This window comes from Ensifer sp. SL37, from assembly GCF_026672675.1.
In the GTDB taxonomy this organism is placed as follows: domain Bacteria; phylum Pseudomonadota; class Alphaproteobacteria; order Rhizobiales; family Rhizobiaceae; genus Ensifer; species Ensifer adhaerens.
The window spans coordinates 1,456,020-1,476,596 of record NZ_JAPPRN010000006.1; the positions used below are offsets into that span (position 1 = coordinate 1,456,020).

Annotated in this window: 14 protein-coding genes and 1 pseudogene; 7 read left to right on the top strand and 8 right to left on the bottom strand. The window is 64.1% G+C overall.

Annotated elements, in window-relative coordinates:
- The first annotated feature begins 190 nt into the window (after window positions 1-190).
- The 6 genes and pseudogenes from OVA00_RS19265 (at window position 191) to trxA (ending at window position 12,077) form a co-directional block, all read left to right on the top strand.
- Entirely contained in the window at window positions 191-2,671 is a 2,481-nt protein-coding gene (locus OVA00_RS19265; RefSeq protein WP_051659589.1) for a sensor histidine kinase, read from the top strand.
- Complete coding sequence (gene tsaE, locus OVA00_RS19270) at window positions 2,671-4,182, top strand: tRNA (adenosine(37)-N6)-threonylcarbamoyltransferase complex ATPase subunit type 1 TsaE (protein ID WP_082572943.1); 1,512 nt, start codon at window positions 2,671-2,673, stop codon at window positions 4,180-4,182. The genes OVA00_RS19265 and tsaE overlap by 1 nt, the downstream gene beginning before the upstream one ends.
- Before the next feature lie 10 nt (window positions 4,183-4,192).
- Window positions 4,193-4,924 (top strand): nucleotidyltransferase family protein, encoded by a 732-nt coding sequence (locus OVA00_RS19275; RefSeq protein ID WP_034801678.1) that lies wholly within the window; start codon window positions 4,193-4,195, stop codon window positions 4,922-4,924.
- Entirely contained in the window at window positions 4,921-8,109 is a 3,189-nt protein-coding gene (gene addB, locus OVA00_RS19280; protein WP_442780531.1) for a double-strand break repair protein AddB, read from the top strand. Before OVA00_RS19275 ends, addB begins: the two co-directional genes overlap by 4 nt.
- Window positions 8,099-11,667, top strand: a pseudogene (addA, locus tag OVA00_RS19285) (double-strand break repair helicase AddA). The gene addB and the pseudogene addA overlap by 11 nt, the downstream one beginning before the upstream one ends.
- Window positions 11,668-11,753: 86 nt before the next feature.
- Window positions 11,754-12,077: a thioredoxin gene (gene trxA, locus OVA00_RS19290; protein WP_034801674.1), complete on the top strand. Its 324-nt coding sequence runs from the start codon at window positions 11,754-11,756 to the stop codon at window positions 12,075-12,077.
- A 93-nt stretch (window positions 12,078-12,170) separates the two neighbouring features.
- Here the strand turns inward: trxA and OVA00_RS19295 are convergent, their stop codons facing one another.
- From OVA00_RS19295 to OVA00_RS19315, 5 genes are all read right to left on the bottom strand, one after another.
- Complete coding sequence (locus OVA00_RS19295) at window positions 12,171-13,514, bottom strand: bifunctional folylpolyglutamate synthase/dihydrofolate synthase (protein ID WP_034801672.1); 1,344 nt, start codon at window positions 13,512-13,514, stop codon at window positions 12,171-12,173.
- 157 nt (window positions 13,515-13,671) lie between these two features.
- On the bottom strand, window positions 13,672-14,586 hold the full coding sequence (gene accD, locus OVA00_RS19300) for an acetyl-CoA carboxylase, carboxyltransferase subunit beta (RefSeq protein ID WP_034801670.1): 915 nt from the start codon (window positions 14,584-14,586) through the stop codon (window positions 13,672-13,674).
- A 50-nt stretch (window positions 14,587-14,636) separates the two neighbouring features.
- On the bottom strand, window positions 14,637-15,476 hold the full coding sequence (trpA, locus tag OVA00_RS19305) for a tryptophan synthase subunit alpha (RefSeq protein ID WP_112985716.1): 840 nt from the start codon (window positions 15,474-15,476) through the stop codon (window positions 14,637-14,639).
- 4 nt (window positions 15,477-15,480) lie between these two features.
- Window positions 15,481-16,701: a tryptophan synthase subunit beta gene (gene trpB, locus OVA00_RS19310; RefSeq protein ID WP_268089473.1), complete on the bottom strand. Its 1,221-nt coding sequence runs from the start codon at window positions 16,699-16,701 to the stop codon at window positions 15,481-15,483.
- Complete coding sequence (locus OVA00_RS19315) at window positions 16,698-17,372, bottom strand: phosphoribosylanthranilate isomerase (protein ID WP_268089474.1); 675 nt, start codon at window positions 17,370-17,372, stop codon at window positions 16,698-16,700. The genes trpB and OVA00_RS19315 overlap by 4 nt, the downstream gene beginning before the upstream one ends.
- Before the next feature lie 156 nt (window positions 17,373-17,528).
- Between OVA00_RS19315 and OVA00_RS19320 the strand changes: the two genes are divergently transcribed.
- A complete protein-coding gene (locus OVA00_RS19320; protein ID WP_034801662.1) occupies window positions 17,529-17,723 on the top strand; it encodes a YqaE/Pmp3 family membrane protein in 195 nt (64 codons plus the stop codon).
- 25 nt (window positions 17,724-17,748) lie between these two features.
- On the opposite strand, the gene OVA00_RS19325 is transcribed toward OVA00_RS19320, so the two are convergent.
- The 3 genes from OVA00_RS19325 to phaZ form a co-directional block, all read right to left on the bottom strand.
- Window positions 17,749-18,501: a M48 family metallopeptidase gene (locus OVA00_RS19325; RefSeq protein WP_034801660.1), complete on the bottom strand. Its 753-nt coding sequence runs from the start codon at window positions 18,499-18,501 to the stop codon at window positions 17,749-17,751.
- Window positions 18,502-18,610: 109 nt separating this feature from the next.
- On the bottom strand, window positions 18,611-19,030 hold the full coding sequence (locus OVA00_RS19330; protein ID WP_034801651.1) for a DUF2852 domain-containing protein: 420 nt from the start codon (window positions 19,028-19,030) through the stop codon (window positions 18,611-18,613).
- Between the two features lie 146 nt (window positions 19,031-19,176).
- Window positions 19,177-20,451, bottom strand: coding sequence for a polyhydroxyalkanoate depolymerase (phaZ, locus tag OVA00_RS19335; protein WP_034801648.1), 1,275 nt, complete (start codon window positions 20,449-20,451; stop codon window positions 19,177-19,179).
- Window positions 20,452-20,577 lie beyond the last annotated feature (126 nt).

Genomic DNA, 20,577 nt, shown 5'->3' on the forward strand with positions numbered 1-20,577 from the left:
TGATTCGTGATGCCGGTGCGGACCTTGGGCATCGCGGATGGGATGTCTTGTCGAATTAGCGGCAAACAGACGGAGACAGACCGGGGATGCAATCGGAACTGACGCGGACCCTTGAACAGGGCCCCGGTGGAACTGTGCAAGGCGCAGCAAGGCCGGCAGCACCCTTCGGACAGACGGGGATGGCAGCGCCATGAACAAAGACCACACAGATTTTCCGGCCATCCGCCGCAAGGGTCCGAAATTCCTGCGCCGCCTTTTGGCCGGCACCGCCCTTTTCACCGCCACGGATGCTCTCGCCCAGGTTGTCCCGCAAAAGGCCGGCATCTTCGGCTCGTCGGAGGTCGTCACCTTTTCCGTGCTGATCGGCGTCATTTCCGCTGCGATGATCTCGGCGATCTGGCTGATCCGCCAGCGCGGCAACATCGAGGCGGAAAACCGCGAGCTTAGGTCCGACCTTTCCGACGCCAACCAGCGCCTCTCGCGCTACCAAGCGCTGGTCGCCGACAAGAACCGCCGGATCGTCATCTGGGACGGGCTTCTCGAACGCGCCGAACTGCTCGGCCAGCTGCCGGCGGAAACCGGCGCGCCTTCCGACGACCGCGACTTCCTGGCCTTCGGCCGCTGGGTCAAGGCGCAGTCTGCAGGCGAGCTCGAAAAATCGATCGAGGCGCTTCGCACCCAGGCGCGCAGCTTCGATCTCGTCATCGAAACGCAGCGCAATGAAGTGCTGGAAGCCCAGGGACGCGTTTCCGGCGGCCGCGCCTTTGTGCGCTTCATCGCGCTCAACAACATGCGGGCGGAGCTCGCCGAACTGAAGCTCGAACACGACCGGCTCAATATCGCTCTTCGCTCCTTCCATACACTCCTCGACGCAATCGACCTGCCCGTCTGGCAGCGCGGCACCGACGGCGCGCTCGTCTGGGTCAACGAAGCCTATGCCGACGCCGTCGAGGCACCCGATGTCGCCACCGCCGTCGCGGAAAAGCGCGAGTTGCTTGCGACCGTTGCGCGTGAAAAGATCCGGTCGGTCTCGACGTTCGATACGCCTTTCCACGACAAGGTCTCGACCGTCGTGCGCGGCAACCGCACCTTCTTCGACGTTGTCGACGCCCGCAGCGCCGCCGGTTCGGCCGGTATCGCAGTCGATATTTCGGGGATCGAGGCCGTGCGCGAAGAGCTCAACCGCACGCTCAAGAGCCATGCGGAAACGCTCGACCATCTGGCGACGCCCGTCGCGATCTTCGACGGCAACCAGCGTCTGCAGTTCTACAACCAGGCCTTCCAGCGCCTGTGGAACCTCGATATCGGCTTCCTGGAGCGCAAGCCGGACAATGGCGAAGTGCTCGATCGGCTGCGCGCCGGCGGCCAGCTGCCGGAACAGCTCAACTGGAAACAGTGGAAGGCGAACGCACTATCGGTCTACCAGGCGCTCGATACACAGAGCGACCTTTGGCACCTGCCGAACGGACAGACATTGCGCGTCTTTGCCACCGCCCGCCCGCAGGGCGGCGTTACCTGGGTGTTCGAGAACCTGACCGAGAAGGTCGACCTCGAAACGCGCTACAACACCCTCGTCCAGGTCCAGGGCGAAACCATCGATCACCTGGCCGAAGGCGTAGCGGTGTTCGGCCCGGACGGCCGCATCCGCCTGTCGAACCCGGCGTTTCGCGCGATCTGGGGCATCAGCGAGGCTGAAGCCAAACCCGGTACGCATATCAAGGCGATCGAGCAGGCCTGCCTGATCTCCTACGACCAGCCCGACGGCTGGAAGCGTTTCACCCACATCATCACCAGCTTCGACGACGAGCGGCCCTCCAGCCGCGGCATTCTCGAACTCAGGACCGGGCTGATTCTCGACTACGCGGTCATCCCGCTGCCGAACGCCCAGACGATGCTGACCTTCGTCAACATTACCGACAGCGTCCGGGTCGAGCGCGCGCTCACCGAAAAGAATGAGGCGCTGCGCAAGGCCGATGCGTTGAAGAACGACTTCGTCCACCACGTCTCCTACGAGCTGCGCTCGCCGCTCACCAACATCATCGGTTTCGCCGATCTCTTGAAGACGCCTGCGTTCGGCGACCTCAACGAGCGCCAGGCAGAGTATGTCGACCATATCGCCACGTCGTCGTCGCTGCTTCTGACGATCGTCAACGACATCCTCGATCTTGCGACCGTCGACGCCGGCATCGTCCAGCTCGACCTTGCCGACATCAGCCTCACCGATTTCCTCGACGACATCGCGTATCAGATGGCCGACCGTCTGACCGAAAGCGGAGTGACGCTCCGGATCGCCGCACCTGATAATCTCGGCCGGATGGTCGCCGATCAGCAGCGCCTGAAGCAGATCTTCGTCAAGCTGCTCACCAATGCCGCGAACTTCGCCCCCGATGGCAGCGTCATCGAACTGGCGTGCCGCCGCGAGGGCAGCGACTTCATCTTCTCGGTCTCCGACAGCGGCCCCGGCATTCCGCAGGACGTGCTCGACACGGTCTTCAACCGCTTTGAAAGCCACGGTCAGCGCGGCGGCGCCGGCCTCGGGCTTTCGATCGTCGAGAGCTTCGTCAGCCTGCATCACGGCACGGTCTCGATCCGCAGCAAGGAAGGCGAAGGCACGGAAGTGACCTGCCGCATCCCTTCGGCCGACGTGCCGTCCACCGTCGCGGCCGAATGATGCCGGCGATCGAGCGCCATCTTGCAAACGAGGCGGCAACGATCGAGCTTGGTGAGGACCTGGCGCTCGCCCTGAAGCCTGGCGACTGCGTCGCTCTTTCGGGCGATCTCGGCGCCGGCAAATCCACACTGGCGCGCGCCTTTCTGAGAGCCGTCGCCGATGACGACGGCCTGGAAGTGCCGAGCCCGACCTTCACGCTGGTCCAGAGCTACGACTTGCGCATACCCGTCGCGCATTTCGACCTTTACCGGCTGGCCGATTCCAGCGAACTCGACGAACTGGGCTTCGATGAAGCCCTGTCGCAGGGCATCTGCCTGGTCGAATGGCCGGAACGGGCGGACGACGCCCTCCCCTCACGTCGCATCACGCTTGCGATCACCCACGAGAAGGACGGGCGACGCGTCGGGATTTCGGCGCCTGATGACACGCTGCAGCGCATCGCCCGAACGCTTTCGATCCGCGAGTTTCTCGATACGAACGGACATTCCAAGGCGCGGCGGCGGCACCTGAGCGGCGACGCCTCGATCCGGGCCTATGAGCGCATTTACCCGGCGGACGGCTCCGTTAGCCGGATTCTGATGGATTCGCCGCGGCACAAGCCGGGCCCGATCCTTCAGGACGGAAAGTACTATCAGCAGCTGGCGCATATCGCCGAAGATGTCGTTCCCTTCGTCGCCGTCGACCAGATGCTCATTGCCCGCGGCTTCGCGGCACCTGAAATCTACGCCCGCGACATCGACCAGGGCGTCCTCTTGATCGAAGATCTGGGCTCGGACGGCGTTCTCGATGCGGACGGAGAGCCGATCGACGAACGCTACATCGAGAGCGCGCGGCTGCTTGCTCGCCTGCACGCGGAACCGGCCGAGGCCGAGATCAAGGTCGAGCCGACTGTGATCCACCGCATTCCGGATTTCGACCGGACGGCGATGAAGATCGAGACGCGGCTTTTGACCGACTGGTATCTGCCCTGGAAACGCGGCGCGCCGGCAAGCGACGACGAGAAGCGCGAATATGGAGAGATCTGGGACGGCCTGATCGACCTCCTGCAGACATCCGAAACGAACCTGCTGCTGCGCGATTTTCACTCGCCGAACATCATCTGGCGCGGGGAACGCGAAGGTCTGAACCGGATCGGCCTCATCGATTTCCAGGACGCAATGATCGGTCCGACTGCCTATGACGTCGCGTCCTTGGTTCAAGATGCCCGCGTCACCATCCCGCCTTCGCTCGCAAGCCGGATGATGGACGCCTATCTCGCCGAACGGCGCGCGGGTGGTAGCTTCGACGAGGCTATGTTCCTTCGCGACTGGCACCTGATGTCAGCGCAGCGCAACTGCAAGCTCGTCGGCATCTGGGTGCGGCTGATGCAGCGCGACGGCAAGTCCGGCTACATGAAGCACATGCCGCGCACTTTCGCCTATCTTCAGGCGGCGCTTTCACATGAATCGCTGAAACCCTTGCACGACTGGTGTATGAAGACCGGAATCCTCGTTTCCGAATCAGCGAACTGACAGAGAATCAATGTCGATCAGCAATGCGATGGTGCTCGCCGCGGGCCTCGGCACCCGTCTTCGTCCGATCACCAACACCATGCCAAAGCCGCTCGTCGAGATCGCCGGCAAGCCGATGATCGACTACGTGCTGGACCTCCTGGTGGAGGCCGGCGTCAGCACGGCCGCGGTCAACGTGCATCATTTCGCCGACCTGATGGAAGGCCATCTCAGCCAACGCAGCGCCCCGGAGATCGTGATTTCGGACGAGCGCGAGGCGCTGATGAATTCCGGCGGCGGTCTCGCCAAGGGGCTGAAACTGCTGCCGGAGGGGCCGGTTCTGGTGATGAATGCCGATCTCTTCTGGGTCGGCGAGCCCAAGGGCAAGCCCAGCAACCTGACGCGCCTGGCCGCCGCCTTCGACGCGGAGCGCATGGACATGCTGCTCCTTTGCGTGCGCGACGAGGATACGACCGGCCACAACGGCAAGCGGGATTTCTCGCTGGGTGACGACGGCAAGCTCACGCGCTACGCCGAAGGCCTGCCGAACCCGGTGGTCTATGCCGGCGCGATCGCGCTTCACTCCCGGCTTTTTGCCGACGCGCCCGACGACGCCTTCAATCTCAACATCTACTTCGATCGCGCCGCCGAAGAAGGCCGTCTTTACGGCCTGCTGCTCGACGGTCACTGGATGACGGTCGGAACGCCCGAGGCGATCGGCGAAGCGGAGGCGGCGATCCGCCGCCTCCAGCCGGAGGGATGAGCGTGCGTGGCCGCCGGTCCAACGTCTTCACGATCCCGCCCGGCCTCCCCTTCCTGAAGACGCTCGCCGAAAAGCTTTGCGACGGTAGCCTGACGCCGGACTTCCGCTACGACCCGGCCGATCCCCTGCCGCTTGCCGGCGTGACGATCTTCGTGCCAACGCGGCGCTCGGCCCGTGTGCTCCGGTCCGAGTTCGTCGACCTGCTCGGCGGCCGCTCCACCATCCTGCCCACGATCAAGGCGCTCGGCGAGACCGATGACGACAGCGGCTTCTTCGATGCCGAGGTGCCGGCGATCCTCGATCTCGCCCCGCCCCTGCCCGGGACCGCACGCCTGATCGAGCTTGGCCGGCTTATCCTCGCCTGGCGCAACCGGCTGCCGAAGGTGGTGCTCGACATCCATGCGGAGAGCCCGCTGATTGCGCCGGCAAGCCCTGCCGATGCGATCTGGCTCGCGCGCAATCTTGCCGACCTCATCGACGCGATGGAGACGGAAGAGCTCGACTGGGACAAGCTCGACAAGCTCGATGCCGGCGAGCACGCCCTCTGGTGGCAGCTGACGCTCGAATTCCTGAAGATTGCCCGCAGCTACTGGCCGGAACGGCTGGAGGAACTGAAACAATCCTCGCCCGCGCGCCACCGCAACGCGATCCTGCAGGCCGAGACGCAGCGCATCGCCGCCGGCAAGATCGAGGGCCCGATCATCATTGCCGGTTCGACCGGCTCCATTCCCGCAACGGCCGCGCTGATTGCCGCCGTGCAGAAGCTGCCCAACGGTACGATCGTGCTGCCTGGCCTCGACCAGACGATGAGCGAGGCCGAATGGGACATGATCGTCGCCGACGCCGCCCTTGACGGCAGGCCGGACCCGGCAAGCCGCAGCCACCCGCAATACGGCTTTTACAGGCTTTTGAAACGCATGGGCGTTCTGCGGCCCGACGTGACCGCCCTGGCTGTCGCCGAGGTCGACCTCGACGTCCGTGCCGAGATCCTGTCGCACGCTCTTCTGCCGGCCAAGGCGACCAATGCATGGACCGCCATGCGCAGCGAGCTGGATCCGGCGTTGCTGCAGCAAGCCTTCCAGGATGCAGCCCTCATCGAAACCGCCAACGAACGCGAGGAAGCGGCCGCGATCGCGGTCGCCTTGCGGCTCGCGCTCGAAGGCAGCGACGAGAGCCAGGCAGCGCTGATCACGCCGGACCGCAATCTCGCACGGCGGGTCGGCGCCGAGCTTGCCCGCTTCGGCATCGAGGCCGACGATTCCGCCGGTACGCCTCTCATCGCGACGCCGCAGGGCAGCCTGCTACGGCTGCTGCTAGAAGCATGCCTGCGCCCCGGCGATCCCGTGCCGTTCGTCGCGCTGCTCAAGCATCCGCTGGCGCGCTTCGGGCTTTCCCGCGACAGGATGCGCGAAGGGGCCGACGCGCTGGAACGCATGGCACTGCGTGGCAGCACCGCGACGGTCGATCTGCTGGCCCTCGGATCCGTGCTCGACGCGGCGATCGTCCGGCACAAGACCGATCGCCATCCACCGGAATGGCGCATCGGCATCGGGGATGACGCGCTTGAGGCGGCCCGCGACGTGGCGGCGAAGATCGGTCTCGCGGTGGCACCGCTCGCCTCCGCGCTGACGCGCAGCCGGGACGGCAGCCGCGTGTTCTCGGACGAATTTACCTTTGCCGACTGGGCGATGCGCACCGGCGAGGCCCTGGAAGCAGCCTCAGCCGACGAGCGTGGCGACCTCGGTGGGCTTTGGTCCGGAGAGGCCGCCGATACGCTCGCAACTCTCCTTCGCGGCATCATCGAAACCGACGGCCAGATGACCGCGAACGGGCCGCAATGGTGCGATGTCGTCGAAGCCCTGTCGGCCAGCGCCGCGGTCAAGCCTCGCTCCATGCGCCATCCGCGGGTGTTCATCTTCGGCGCGCTGGAATCGCGCCTGCAGAGCATGGACCTGGTGGTTCTCGGCGGCCTGAACGAAGGCAATTGGCCGGGCCAGACGGCCAACGATCCGTTCCTGTCGCGCACCATGAAGACGGGGATCGGTCTTGAGCCGCCTGAACGACGCATCGGCCAGCTTGCGCACGACTTCCAGATGGCCTGCGGCACAAGGCGGCTGATCTTCACCCGCTCGATGCGCCAGGGCGCAGCACCCACCGTCGCCTCGCGCTGGCTGCAGCGGCTGCTGGCGCTCGGCGGCGAACGGCTGACGCGAGCGCTGCACGCCAATGGCGCCGACTATCTCGCCTGGGCCCGCATGCTTGACGACGGCGGCCGCCAGCCGCTGGCCGAGCGCCCCGCCCCCAAGCCACCGGCGGACCTGCAGCCGCGCAAGTACTCTTTCAGCGAAGTGTCGCGGCTACGGCGCGACCCCTACGCGATCTATGCGCGACGCATCCTTCGGCTGGATCCGCTGCTGCCGTTCAACAGCGACCCCGGCCCGGCCGAGCGCGGCACGCTTTACCACCAGATCGTCGAGCGTTTCGTACGCGCCGGCGTCGATCTGATGTTGCCGGCGGCGGAAGAGGTCATGCACCGGCTGCTGAACGAGGCTTTCGACGAGGCGCGACTGCCCACCCATATCGACACGATCTGGCGGCCGCGCTTTGCCGCCGTCGGCTTGGCCTTCATCAAATGGGAACGGGACCGCGCCCGCTTCATCCGCCGGTCGCGCACCGAAGTGGCGGCATCGATGGAGCTCGGCGTCGCCGACATGCGGCTGACCGGCATTGCCGACCGGCTCGATACGCTGACCGACGGGAGCGTCGAGATCGTCGACTACAAGACCGGCTCCAGCCCATCGACCAAGGAAGCGCGCGTCCTGCTCGACCCGCAGCTCGCGCTGGAAGCCGCGGCCCTCAAGGCCGGCGCCTTTAAGGACGTGCCGCCCAGCCACCCACAGTCGCTGCTCTATGTCCGGCTCAAACCGGGCGCGCGCTTCAAACCGGAAGCGGTCAACAACGAAGGCAGCAAGTCGAAGGAGACGAAGTCGGCCGATCAGCTTGCGGACGAGTCGCTTGCCGAACTCAGGAAGCTGCTAAGCGCGCTTCTCTCGGGCAAGCATGGCTTTGCCTCGCGCGTGATTGTTCAGAAAGAGCGCGATTATGGCGGCGAATACGACCATCTGGCACGCGTAGCCGAATGGTCGACGGCCGACAGCGAAGAGGAGGATGGCGATGAGGGATGACAACCTCGGCCCCGAACAGGCGACGCCTCAAAGCTGGCTCGACTGGACCTCGCGCCGGCAGTCGCTGGCTTCGGACCCGGACCGCTCCGCCTGGGTGTCGGCCAATGCCGGCTCCGGCAAGACCCACGTGCTGACCCAGCGGGTGATTCGGCTGCTGCTTGCCGGCTGCCGCCCCTCGGCGATCCTCTGCCTCACCTATACCAAGGCGGCGGCCTCCGAAATGTCGAATCGCGTCTTCGAACGGCTGGCCGAATGGGTAACGCTCGACGACGCGACGCTCGAAAAGCGGATCGAGGCGATTGAGGGCGAGCGGCCCGGGCGCTTGAAGCTGCAGGAGGCGCGGCGCCTGTTCGCCCGCGCGCTGGAGACCCCGGGCGGCCTGAAGATCCAGACGATCCATGCCTTTTGCGAGGCGCTGCTGCACCAGTTTCCGCTGGAGGCCAATGTCGCCGGCCATTTCTCGGTTCTCGATGATCGCGCGGCTGCGGTTCTGCTTGCCGATGCGCGCCGACTGCTGCTGACCGCGACCGCGGCCAAGGACGATCCGGCTCTTGCCCACGCCTTTGCCACCGTGCTCGACATCGCCGACGATACCGGCCTGGAAAAGCTGCTGGCCGCAATCGTCGAAAACCGAACCGCGATCCAGGTCTTCCTCGAACATGCCGACGGGCTCGGCGGCACCGAGGCCGAGCTGCGCCGGGCGCTGAAGCTTTCGCCGGAGGAAAGCGTCGACGGCGCCATGGCGACGATCTGGCCCTTGGCGGGCTTGAACGGCGCGGCGCTCGAACGGTACTTCTCGCTCGCCACCAGCGTCGGCGGCACGAAGGTGCTCGACTTTGCGGAGGGGCTGAGGACCGTTTCGAAGATGACGGATCTCAGCGCGCGCTATGACGGGCTCAGGCATCTGTTCTTCACCGGCACGGGCAAGCCGCGGGCGCAATCCGCCTTCCTCAACAAGGCGATGCAGCAGGCTGCCCCCGATCTCATTGACCTCGTGGACGAGGCCTATCGCCATGTCGTCGCCTGCATCGATCACATCAGCATCCTCCGGATGTTCGAGGCGACGCTGGCGGCGCTGACGCTCGCCGAGCGGCTGAATGCCGACTACGAGGAACTGAAGCGACGCCGCAGCCAGCTCGATTTCGAGGACCTGATCAACCGCACGGCGGCGCTCTTTGCCCGCGGCGACGTCAGCGCCTGGGTACACTACAAGCTCGACCAAGGTATCGATCATATCCTCGTCGACGAGGCGCAGGACACCAGCCCGGCCCAATGGACGATCATCCAGGCGCTCGCTTCCGACTTCTTCTCGGGCGAGAGCGCACGCGGTACTGCCCGCACGATGTTTGCTGTCGGTGACGAGAAACAGTCGATCTACTCCTTCCAGGGCGCCCGTCCGGAGCGGTTTTCGCGCGAGAGCCAGGAGACCGAACGGCGGGTGCGCGACGGCGGCAAGGCTTTCGAGCCCATCCGCCTGCAGCTCTCCTTCCGCTCGACCGTCGACGTGCTTTCGGCCGTTGACGCCGTCTTTGCCAATCCGGCGCATGCGCGGGGCCTCAGCGCCCGCAACGAGCCCGTGGTGCATGCTTCGAACCGCATCGGCCATCCCGGCGCCGTCGACATCTGGGACGTGATTGCCGCCGAACCGGTGGATACAGACGAGGAATGGACCGCCGCCTTCGACGCAACGCCGGAGAGTGCGCCGGTCAATATCCTCGCCCGCCGGATCGCAGCCACGCTGGAAAGCTGGATCGGCAAGGAGACGATCGTCGAGAAGGGCGTTCGCCGGTACCGATGCGCCCGGGCGACGTGATCGTACTGGTCCGCAAGCGCGACGCCTTCGTCAATGCTCTGACGAGAGCACTCAAGCGCCGCAACAACATTCCGGTCGCCGGCGCCGACCGGTTGGTGCTCACCAAGCATATTGCCGTCCAGGACCTGCTCGCCCTCGGGCGGTTCGTGCTGTTGCCGCAGGACGACCTGTCGCTGGCCGCGCTGATGAAAAGCCCGCTGTTCAACCTCGGCGAGGACGCGCTGTTCGAACTCGCGGCGCGGCGCGGCGAAGGCGAAAGCCTCTGGGAGAGGCTGCAGCATGAAGCCGATGACGGCATCCTGTTTCACCAGACGGCGCGAACGCTGAAATCCTACATGGTGCTCGCAAGCCAGCTGGCGCCGCATGACTTCTATGCCCGCGTCCTCGGCGTGCATGGCGGCCGCGCCGCCTTTCTCGCGCGCCTCGGCACCGAGGTCAGCGACATTCTCGACGAGTTCCTGACCTTCGCGCTCGACCAGGAAAGAAGCGGCCTGCCCGGCCTGCAGGCCTTCGTCTCGACGCTGGAAATGGAAGCGCCGACGGTCAAGCGCGAGCAGGACAAGGAACGCGATGAAGTTCGGATCATGACCGTGCACGCGGCCAAGGGCCTGGAAGCGCCAGTCGTCTTCCTCGCCGATGGCGGCGGGGCGGCGTTCAGCAACCAGCATGTGCCCTCTCTTCGCTTCCTGGAGCTTGCCCAGACAGACGGCACCGTCCTGCCGCTTCCGGTGTGGCGCGCGCCGGGCGCGGAATCGAACTCGCTCATCACCGCCGACGGCGAGCGGCTGAAGACGCTGGCTGAGGAAGAATATCGTCGCCTGCTCTATGTCGGCATGACCCGCGCCGCCGACCGCCTGATCGTCTGCGGTTATCGCGGCCAGCGGGCCGTTGCCGATACATGGCACGCTATGGTTCAGGCGAGCCTTGCCGGAGACGAGAGCGGCCGCGGCCACCCGACCAGTTTTCACGCCGGCGGCGAGGAATGGTCCGGCCATGCCTGGCGCGAGAAGCAGCTCGAACGCGATCTGCCCTCCGGCGATGCGCGCCCGGCCGATTCTGGCCGTCCCGCCACCGCCCTGCCAAAGGCGCTTTCGACGCCGCTGCCGCCGCAAAAGCGGCTGCCGCGGCCGCTCAGTCCTTCCGGCGTCGGCATCGCGGTTGACGAGGACGATGGCGATGCGCTCGTCGGCTCGGCTCTTTTCTCAGAAAAGGCCCCGGCAAACCTCTCGATGCTGCGCGGCGCCATCCTGCACCGCCTGCTGCAGGTTCTGCCCTCGATGGCGGGAGACGATCGCCGGGCCGCGGCCGAACGCTATCTCGAGCGATCCGTGCCCAGTTGGCCCTCAGAACAACGCGCCGCACTGATCGCCAGCATCGAAGCCGTGCTCGACCATCCGGACCTCGGCGCAGTTTTCTCGGTGAGCAGCCGGGCCGAGGTTTCGGTCATGGGTACGCTGACGCTCGGCAAGCGCGAGCACGCGGTTTCAGGCCGGATCGACCGGCTGGCCGTTCGCGACGGCGTCGTCACGATTGCGGACTTCAAGACCAACAGGCAGGTGCCGGCATCTCCTAACGACATTCCCTTCGCCTACACGGCGCAGCTTGCGATCTACCGCGCGCTCCTGCAGCCGCTTTATCCGGCACACGCGTTTCGATGTGTGCTGATCTTCACCGAGGGGCCGGCAATCCACGTCGTTCCCGACCAGGCACTCGACAGGAGCCTTGAAGACCTCGCGACAAAGTGAGATACCCGATATTGAAAATCCAGCGGTGCCTTCTCACATGAGACACAACATCTGGATACTGCCATTCCGAACGCAAGGAGCAGCCTATGGCTACTGTAAAGGTCGATACGTCCAATTTTCAGCAGGAAGTGCTGAACTCCGCCGAGCCGGTGGTTGTCGATTTCTGGGCTGAATGGTGCGGCCCGTGCAAGATGATCGCCCCGAGCCTCGAGGAAATCTCGAACGAACTCGCCGGCAAGGTCAAGGTTGCCAAGCTCAACATCGACGAAAACCCGGAACTGGCCGCCCAGTACGGCGTTCGCTCGATCCCGACGCTCGCCATGTTCAAGGCCGGCGAAGTGGCTGACATCAAGGTTGGCGCCGCCCCGAAGACGGCCCTGTCCTCGTGGATCTCCACGGCGGTCGCTTAAAGCAAGTTCACTGCTGAAAACGTTGAAAGCCCGGCATGCCGGGCTTTTTTCTTGTCTTAAATCTGAGAGCGGGATGACGGTCCCAGCTGCCGATCACTTCGGCGGCGTGCCGTTGTCGGCAAGCACATCGCCCACCAGATAGAGCGAGCCACCAATTAGGATGCGCGGCGGCGCCGGATCTTCGTCGACCAGATTGGCGATGACCGTCAGCGCCTCGGCAACGGACGAGACCGCCGAAGCCTCGAAGCCGACCGATGCGGCATCACTGGCAAGCGCCACAGGATCAAGCCCAGCATCGGAACCGCGGATCGGAACGGTGAAGACCTGTTCGGCGAGATCGAGGAAGGCGCGGAAGTAGCCGATCGGCTCCTTCGTGTTGATCATGCCGATGATCAGGAACAGGGGGCGCGATTCGCGCTCCTCGAAGGTCGCCATTGCCTCGGCGATCACCTGACCGGCGCCGGGATTGTGGCCGCCGTCGACCCAGATCTCCGCGCCATTGGGCCCGTAATGCGTGAGCTTACCGCTGGTCAAGCGCTGCAGGCGTCCGGGCCATTCGACGCCCGCGAGGCCCCTCTCGATCGCCGCTTCGGAAACATCGAAACCGGCGGCCCGCACCGCGCGGATGGCGGCCGCGGCATTGGCATACTGGTGGCGCCCCGGCAGCTTCGGCAGCGGCAGATCGGCGAGCCCGCCTTCGTCCTGATAGACGAGGCGACCGAACTCCTCATGCGCCATGAAATCCTGGCCATAGACAAACATCGGGCAACCGAGGCGTTCCGCCGTCGAGACGAGCACGTCACGGGCGGCCTCTTCCTCCTGCTGGCCGATTACCACGGGGCAGCCACGCTTCATGATGCCGGCCTTTTCGGCGGCTATCAGCTCCACCCGATCACCGAGATAGGCCTGATGGTCGAGCGAGATCGGCATGACGACCGAGACGGCCGGCCGGGCAATAACGTTAGTCGCGTCGAAGCGGCCGCCGAGACCAACCTCGATGATCGCCACGTCGGCCGGGTGCTCGGCAAAGAGCAGGAAGGTGACCGCGGTCAGGATTTCGAAGACGGTGATCTTCTCGCCGCCATTGGCTTCGGCGACGCGACGCACGGCATCGGCGAGAACGGGATCGCTGACGAGCCTGCCCTTGCCACCCTTGACGCCCAGGCGATAGCGCTCGTGCCAGTTGACGAGATGCGGCGACGTGTGGACGTGAACGCTGAGGCCGGCTGCTTCGAGGATCGCCCGCGAAAACGCGGTCGCCGAGCCCTTGCCGTTGGTACCGGCGACATGGATCACCGGCGGAAGACGATCCTGGGGATTGCCGAGAGCGGCGAGAAGCCGGGTGATCCTGTCCAGCGACAGGTCGAAGCCCTTGGGGTGAAGGGCGAGAAGTTTTTCGATCTCGTAGCCCGCTTCGCTGGCTTCCACCGCTGCCATAACTTAACCCCGCCCCGACACGCTCGGCTGCTACAGCGCGCGCCTTATAGGCCGTCTACCGATCGCTGTAACGCCTTGAGTTGCAGCATCCCCACACACAAGAAATCGCGGAGATGCATTATTTTGTTCTACGCAGTTCGACCAGCCCAGCGCATATTCAAGCGCTGGCAGCGACCGGCAAGGCGGCCGGCTGCGTGCCGCCATTGAGCTTCGAGGCTTCCGCCGGCTTCTTCATCAGGATTTTCAGGACCCGGGCGAGCGTCGACGGCAGATCATGGCGCTTGACGACCATGTCGACCATGCCGTGCTCCAGCAGGTATTCCGACGTCTGGAAACCTTCCGGCAGTTTCTCGCGCAGCGTCTGCTCGATCACGCGCTTCCCGGCAAAGCCGATTTCCGCGCCGGGCTCGGCCATGTGGATGTCGCCGAGCATCGCGTAGGATGCGGTGACGCCGCCGGTGGTCGGGTTGGTGAGCACGACGATATAAGGGAGGCCCGCTTCCTTCAGCATGTTGACGGCAACCGTGGTGCGCGGCAGCTGCATCAGCGACAGGATGCCTTCCTGCATGCGGGCGCCACCCGAAGCCGGGAAGATGACCAGCGGGCACTTCTCGGCGATCGCCCGTTCGAAGGCCTTGATGATCGCCTCGCCGGCAGCCATGCCGAGCGAGCCGCCAATGAAGTTGAACTCGTGCACGACGGCGACGAGCTTGACGCCCTGGACGCGGCCGAGACCGGCGACGATCGTGTCTTCGAGTTCAGTCTTGGCGCGGCTGTCGCGCAGACGATCGACGTATTTCTTGGAATCGCGGAACTTCAGCGGGTCCTGAGCGACCTTCGGCTGCGGAAACGCTTCAAAGATGCCGCCGTCGAACAGGTCCTTCAACCGCGCCTTGGCCGGCATCTTCATGTGGAAGCCGGACTGCGGGATGACCCACTTGTTTTCCTCGAGATCGCGGTGGAACACCATCTCGCCGGTTTCCGGGCACTTGATCCAGAGATTTTCCGGAACTTCCCGGCGGCCCAGCATCGAGTTGATCTTCGGCCGAACGTAGTTTGTGATCCAGTTCACTTAGTAACTCCTGAAGATTTCCTTCGGGTTGTGCGCGCTAATATAGGCAATTATTCGGCTGCTGCGAGACGTGCGGACCGCACGCCTGCCGAGAGCCCTCTCACCAGCGCTTCGACACCCGGAACCGTCGCATCGGTCGCCTTGCCCTCTTCGGTCAGGCTCGACGCGATCTGGTTGACGATCGCCGTACCGACGACCACGCCATCGGCAGATGCTCCGATGGCCCTTGCATGTTCCGCCGTCTTAACGCCGAAACCGACGCAAACGGGCAGATTGGTGTGTGCCTTGATACGCCCGACGGCGCCGGCGATCAACGACGGATCGGGCAGAGCCGAACCGGTGATGCCGTTCATCGACACGTAATAGACGAAACCGGAGGTGTTTTCGAGGACCTTCGGCAGGCGACGGTCGTCCGTGGTCGGCGTCGCCAGGCGAATGAAGTTGATGCCCTTCTCCAGCGCCGGGATGCAGAGTTCGTCGTCCATCTCCGGCGGCAGGTCGACGACGATCAGTCCGTCAATGCCGGCGGCCAGCGCATCCGTCAGGAAGCGGTCGACGCCGTAGATATAGATCGGGTTGTAATAGCCCATCAGCACGATCGGCGTGCGCTGGTCGTCCTCACGGAAACGGCGGGCGATCTCAAGCGTCTTTGAGAGCGTCTGTCCGCTCTTCAGCGAGCGTTGACCGGCCAGCTGGATCGCCGGGCCATCGGCCATCGGGTCCGAGAAAGGCATGCCGAGTTCGATGACGTCGGCGCCGGCCTTCGGCAGCGCCTTCATGATCGAGACCGACGTCTCAAAATCCGGATCGCCGCCCATGAAATAGGTGACGAGGACCGGACGTCCTTCGGCCGCGACATCGGCAAATCGCTTGTCCATGCGTGCGGTCATGATCTTACTGCCCCATTCCCAGTAACTTGCCGACGGTGAAGATGTCCTTGTCGCCGCGGCCGGAGAGGTTCATCAGGATGATCTCGTCCTTGCCCATTTTTGGCGCGCGCTTGATGACTTCGGCAAGCGCATGCGACGGCTCGAGCGCCGGAATGATGCCTTCGAGGCGGGTCAGCGTCTGGAACGCCTCAAGCGCTTCGTGGTCCATGATCGGCACGTATTCGACGCGGCCGACATCGTTCAGCCAGGCGTGCTCCGGGCCGATGCCGGGATAGTCGAGACCGGCCGAAATCGAATGGCCTTCCTTGATCTGGCCGTCGCCGTCCTGCAGCAGATAGGTGCGGTTGCCATGCAGCACGCCGGGCGAACCGGCTGTGATCGAGGCGCAATGCTCGTCGCCTTCGATGCCCTTGCCGCCAGCTTCAACGCCGACGATCTTGACGCTCTCGTCATCGAGGAACGGATGGAAGATGCCGATTGCGTTGGAGCCACCGCCAACGGCGGCAATGACGAGATCCGGCAGCCGGCCTTCGGCGGCGAGCATCTGCTCCTTGGCTTCCTGGCCGATCACCGCCTGGAAATCGCGGACCATCTCCGGATAGGGATGCGGGCCGGCAGCCGTGCCGATCAGGTAGTAGGTGTTGTCGACATTGGTGACCCAGTCACGCAGCGCCTCGTTCATGGCGTCCTTGAGCGTGCCGCTGCCGGCCGTCACCGGCTTTACCTCGGCACCCAAGAGCTTCATGCGGAAGACGTTCGGCGCCTGGCGCTCGACGTCGGTCGCGCCCATGTAGACGACGCAGGGCAGGCCGAAGCGGGCAGCGACGGTTGCCGAAGCCACGCCATGCTGGCCGGCACCGGTCTCAGCGATGATGCGCGTCTTGCCCATGCGCTTGGCAAGCAGGATCTGGCCAATGCAGTTGTTGATCTTGTGCGAGCCGGTGTGGTTCAGCTCTTCGCGCTTGAAGTAGATCTTGGCGCCGCCAAGCTCCGCCGTCAGCCGTTCAGCAAAATAGAGCGGGCTCGGGCGGCCGATATAATGCGCGCCGAGATGCTCCAGCTCCGCCTTGAAGGTCGGATCGTTCTTCGCGTTGTCCCACTCGTTCTGGAGATCGAGGATCAGCGGCATCAGGGTTTCGGCCACGAAGCGGCCACCGAAGATACCGAAACGGCCGTCCTCGTCCGGGCCACCCCGGAAGGAATTCAACTTTGGCGCCTGGTTCACGTCCTGCTCCCTGACCGTGGCATGCCCGCCTCCGCCTGGCGAACGGCATTGAAAAACGATTCCATGAGCTTCAGATCCTTGACGCCCGGCGCGCTCTCGACGCCGGAGGAGATATCGATGGCATGCGCGCTGGTCTGCGCCATGGCCTCGCCAATGTTGTCGGCGTTAAGACCACCGGAAAGCATGTAATCGACGCTTCCGTCAAGCGCATCGAGCAGCTTCCAGTCAAAGGAAACGCCGTTGCCACCGGGCAAATCGGACCCTTTTGGCGGCTTGGCATCGAAGAGGAAGCGATCGGCAATGCCGATATAGGCATCGATCTTTTCAAGGTCAGATGCTTCGCGCACCGAAAGGGCCTTCATGACAGGAAGGCCATACATCGCCTTGACCGTCAGCAGTCGCTCCGCGTCCTCGCTGCCGTGAAGCTGCAGGATATCCGGATTGAGGGCCGAGACGATCTCGTCAAGCTCGTCATTGTCGGCATTGACCGTGACGGCGACGATCTTCGCCTGGCCGCGAATCCTGTCGGCGATGCGGCCGGCATCGTCGGGCTCGATGTTCCTGGGGCTCTTCGGGAAAAAGATGAAGCCGCCATGGGATGCGCCGAGCGCGACGGCGCGTTCGGCCGCTTCCGCGGTCTTCAGCCCGCATATCTTCACTTGGGTTTTCATGAGAAGCGACCTTGCATGAAATGCCGCGCGAGTCGAGCCAAAAACCGACGCAAAAGCGGTCACTCAGCGCCCCTGCACCCGTCCTTTGGCGGGTGCGCGCCCCTTGCGCGGCAGGCGCGCTTTCACCATATGCATTTTACCACAACGGAGAGACTGATGCGCCTGTTGCTCGCGCTTATCCTGCCCTGGCTGCAGTTTTTTACCATCGGCCGCCCCTTTGCTGGCCTCATTTGCCTGATCCTGCAGTTGACCCTGATCGGCTGGGTTCCGGCGGCGATCTGGTCGGTCTATGCGCTCAGCCAATACAAGACCGACGAGAAGATCCGTGAAGCGCTGCGCCATCGCGCATAACGCGCCGCTCATCGCCCTCCAAGATTCAATCGAAGTCGATCGCGTGAAGCATCGTGCCGTTGCGGCGGAGCCATCGCTTGGCATCGTCCGTATCCGGACACAGCCTCCCACACAGCGCCCAGAAGTCGGGCCCGTGGTTCATTTCCTGCAGATGTGCCACTTCATGCGCAGCGAGATAGGCGATGACCTTTGGCGGCGCCATGACGATGCGCCAGGAAAAACTCAGCGCCCCGTCGGCTGAGCATGATCCCCAGCGGCTGCGCGTGTCCTTGAGCGAAAGCGACTTTGCCCTCCGGCCGATACGGCCGGTATAGATCGCCACCAACCGGTCGAGATCCTGGCGCGCTTCCTTCTTCAGGAAATCGACGATGCGCCGGGTGAGATGTTCCTCGCCACCGCTGACGCGCAGCACCGGTTCGTCATCGATCACGATCGCTTCCGTGAGCCCACGGATCTTGCCGGTGCGCTCGATGCGGTGGGCAACGCCGCGGATGAGGATGGAACCGCCCTCCTCGATCTGGCTTTCGCCGGAGAAGCGGGCGAGCTTGGTCATCAGCCAGCCCTGGTGCCGTGTCAGGAAGGCATTCACCTCGCGCTCGGGGAGGCCCTGCGGCACCGTCATCTTCAGGGCCCGCCCGCCTGGCTCGATGCGCAGCGTCATGCGCGTCGCGCGCGCGTTTTGCTTGATCGTCAGCGGCAGGGACTTGCCGGCGACCTCGATCTGCCGCGTTGTTGCGGGTGGTGCAGGTTGAATGCGCCGCTTGAAGGAAGGGAACATGCAGGCTTTCTAACCGATTCGCGGGGCTTTCGCCTACTGTTCGCTGGTTGGATGCGTGCCGAGAGTGATCCGGCGTTTCATGTGAAACGCCGGAAGCGGTTTCGTCAGGTTAATGGGCTTCGACAATCGGACCCGAGCCACCATTCTTGCGATCGCGCATGAAGCGGTCGAACTCTTCCTGGTCCTTGGCGCGGCGAAGCTCGCGCACGTAGGTGTCGAATTCTTCGCGCATCTCGTCGAGCTTGCGGCGCTCCTCTTCGAGGCGAGCCAGTTCAGCTTCGCGCCAGTCGTCGAAAGCGACGTTGCCGGTACGATGCGTCCAGTTGGAACGGCGGCCGCCGCGCTTGAAAGCCGAGCACATGCCATCCACCGTATCGTTTGCGTCTTTCTTGAACGTCTTGAGCTTTTCGCCAAAGAGAATGTACGCGAGCATGGCCAGGCCCAGCGGCCAGAAGACCACAAAGCCAAGCACCATCAGAGCGATGGTCGCGGGCGTCCAATCCGGACGGATCATTGCAGATTGGTTCATCTTCAGGATTCCTCGCAATCATCCGGGCCGCCCATGCGACCCGATGAAAACGATGTGGGAAGGCGCCCTTGGCTCTGCAAGACGCCTCCCTCCGGAATCCGACAAACCCTTGACTCTACGCGGTCAAAACGACCCAAGAGCCGGGATCAGGCCGACTTTCCGCCCTTGATCAGCTGCTTTACCGGTTTTGCGTGGCGCGCATGCTCGCGGTGGAACGCGACGATGCGCGGCGCGATTTCGCGGCGGAAGCGAGAGCCGTTGAAGACGCCGTAGTGACCGACATCCGGCTGCATGTAGTGCATGCGCATATGATCCGGGATGTTGGTGCAGATGGTCTGCGCCGCCTTCGTCTGGCCAACGCCCGAGATATCGTCGTTCTCGCCTTCGACCGTCAAGAGCGCGACCTTCTTGATCGCGGTCGTGTCGACGCGCTTGCCGCGATGCATCATCTCGCCCTTCGGCAGCGCGTGCTGCATGAACACCACCTGCACGGTCTGCAGGTAGAATTCGGCCGTCAGGTCCATGACCGCGAGATATTCATCATAGAAGTCACGGTGCTTCTCGGCGGCATCGCCGTCGTTTTTCACCAAATGGGCGAAGAACTCCTTGTGGGCGATCAGGTGCCGGTCGAGGTTCATCGACATGAAGCCGGAAAGCTGCAGGAAGCCCGGATAGACCATGCGCATGAAGCCTGGCTGCGGCCACGGCACCGGCATGATGACATTGTCACGGAACCATTCGATCGAACGTTCTTCGGCCAGTTGGTTGACGCCGGTCGGGTTGATGCGGGTGTCGATCGGGCCGCCCATCAGCGTCATCGTCGCCGGCGACAGCGGATCGTCGGCAGCTTCCATCAGCGCGACGGCGGCGAGCACCGGCACCGCGGGCTGACAAACGCCGATCACATGCGTGTCGGGCCCGAGGAAATGCAGCATCTGGATGACGTAGTCGATGTAATCATCGAGATCGAAGGTGCCTTCGCTGAGCGGCACCATGCGGGCATCGATCCAGTCGGTGATGTAGATATCGGAATGCGGAAGCAGCGCCTCGACCGTGCCGCGCAACAGCGTCGCATAGTGGCCGGACATCGGCGCGACGATGAGCACCTTCGGATCGGGCGCGCGGCCCTTGGGAAGCGCACGCTCGAAATGAATGAGGTTGCAGAATGGCGCCCGCCAGACGATGCGTTCGTAGATCGAAACCGATTGACCATCGACCACAGTCTCGGGAAGACCGAACTCCGGCTTGCCATAACGGCGGGTGGAGCGCTCGAACACTTCGAGACCGGCGGCGGCGGCGCGACCGAAATAAGTGTGCGAGACGGGGTTCATCGGATTGCTGAACGCGAGCCGCATGGCGTCGGCTGCCGTGCGCCACGGCGCCATCATTGCGTGGTTCAGTTCATAGAGCTGGTAGAACATGGGAAGCGTACCCCTTGGTTCAATCAACGACAACGCCGCTCCCGGTCGGACGCAAGCTTGCGATTGTTTGTCTTGGTGTCCGCAATCGCTGCCAGACTACCATTTTTCTTGTGCAGTGCAACAAAT

Bases quoted from the DNA above. Each gene is read 5' to 3' on its own strand.
- trxA (WP_034801674.1), top strand. From the start codon at position 11,754: ATGGCTACTGTAAAGGTCGATACGTCCAATTTTCAGCAGGAAGTGCTG.
- OVA00_RS19265 (WP_051659589.1), top strand. From the start codon at position 191: ATGAACAAAGACCACACAGATTTTCCGGCCATCCGCCGCAAGGGTCCG.
- addB (WP_442780531.1), top strand. From the start codon at position 4,921: ATGAGCGTGCGTGGCCGCCGGTCCAACGTCTTCACGATCCCGCCCGGC.
- tsaE (WP_082572943.1), top strand. From the start codon at position 2,671: ATGCCGGCGATCGAGCGCCATCTTGCAAACGAGGCGGCAACGATCGAG.
- OVA00_RS19275 (WP_034801678.1), top strand. From the start codon at position 4,193: ATGTCGATCAGCAATGCGATGGTGCTCGCCGCGGGCCTCGGCACCCGT.
- trpA (WP_112985716.1), bottom strand. From the start codon at position 15,476: ATGACCGCACGCATGGACAAGCGATTTGCCGATGTCGCGGCCGAAGGA.
- OVA00_RS19330 (WP_034801651.1), bottom strand. From the start codon at position 19,030: ATGAACCAATCTGCAATGATCCGTCCGGATTGGACGCCCGCGACCATC.
- phaZ (WP_034801648.1), bottom strand. From the start codon at position 20,451: ATGTTCTACCAGCTCTATGAACTGAACCACGCAATGATGGCGCCGTGG.
- OVA00_RS19295 (WP_034801672.1), bottom strand. From the start codon at position 13,514: ATGGCAGCGGTGGAAGCCAGCGAAGCGGGCTACGAGATCGAAAAACTT.
- OVA00_RS19315 (WP_268089474.1), bottom strand. From the start codon at position 17,372: ATGAAAACCCAAGTGAAGATATGCGGGCTGAAGACCGCGGAAGCGGCC.
- OVA00_RS19320 (WP_034801662.1), top strand. From the start codon at position 17,529: ATGCGCCTGTTGCTCGCGCTTATCCTGCCCTGGCTGCAGTTTTTTACC.
- OVA00_RS19325 (WP_034801660.1), bottom strand. From the start codon at position 18,501: ATGTTCCCTTCCTTCAAGCGGCGCATTCAACCTGCACCACCCGCAACA.